The sequence below is a fragment of the Pseudoalteromonas sp. SG43-7 genome, from assembly GCF_014164295.1.
GTDB classification, from domain to species: Bacteria; Pseudomonadota; Gammaproteobacteria; order Enterobacterales; family Alteromonadaceae; genus Pseudoalteromonas; species Pseudoalteromonas rhizosphaerae.
Window position 1 is genome coordinate 1 of the sequence record NZ_JACJEY010000153.1, and the last position, 976, is coordinate 976.

A 976-nucleotide genomic window follows, 5' to 3' on the forward strand; every position below is an offset into this window, starting at 1 on the left:
ATACGCCTGCTTGCTGTTTCATTATTCTTTGAGGGTGAAAACAGAACGAATATTGCTAAGCGGCTAAATACAGCGCGCGGCAGTGTCAATAAATGGGTTTCAAACTACCTTAATAATGGCGTTACTGGCTTGAACAACAAACCGATTAAAGGTCGTCCAGCTAAATTAACCTTACAACAACTAAACACACTGTCAGATTATGTAAAACAGTCAGCAAGTTCTTCAGAAGGAGGCAGACTAATGGGGGAAGATATTGCTCAGTATATTTATGACCAGTTCAACATAAGATATCACACCGATCATATTTACAAACTGCTCAAGAAGCGTGGGTTTAGCTGGATCACAAGCCGTTCTAAGCACCCAAAGCAGTCAAAAGAAAGCCAAGAGGCTTTTAAAAAAGTTCCAAGTGGAAACGATCCTTCACACCCCAGGACATCTCCCTTTAGATCGCATTGATGTGTGGTTTCAAGATGAAGCACGGTTTGGACAACAAAATCAAACAACACGCTTATGGGCTGAAACAGGCTCTAGGCCTCGCGCAACAAAACAACAGCAGTTTGAGTATGGATACTTATTTGGTGCAGTGTGCCCAAGTAATGGTAAAACAGAAGCGCTGATCAGCCCTATCGTCAATAAAGACGTCATGACGCAACACATGGAATTAATATCAAAAGCCACGGAGGTAGGACGTCATGCCGTCGTGATCGTTGATGGCGCTGGTTGGCATACTATTGATACTGTAAAACCATTCAATAATGTCACGCTAATAAAACTTCCGCCTTACTCCCCGGAGTTAAATCCAATAGAGCAAGTATGGAGTTGGATACGGCAACACTGTTTATCTAATCGTGTGTTTAGTGGTTATGAAGAAATAGTCGAACAGGTTTCGCAAGCGTGGAATAAATTCATTTCTGTTCCTGATACGGTTAAAAGCATATGCTCTAGAGACTGGATAAAATTGACTTAATCTTTATGC

At 41.6% G+C, this 976-nt stretch carries 1 protein-coding gene; it reads left to right on the top strand.

Annotated features, from left to right (window positions below):
- A protein-coding gene (locus H5200_RS23210; RefSeq protein ID WP_182762848.1) for an IS630 family transposase occupies window positions 1–967 on the top strand; the annotation gives its coding sequence in 2 pieces (ribosomal slippage) (window positions 1–393 and window positions 395–967; 966 coding nt annotated over the 2 pieces). This gene is flagged as partial in the annotation.
- Between the last annotated feature and the right edge of the window lie 9 nt (window positions 968–976).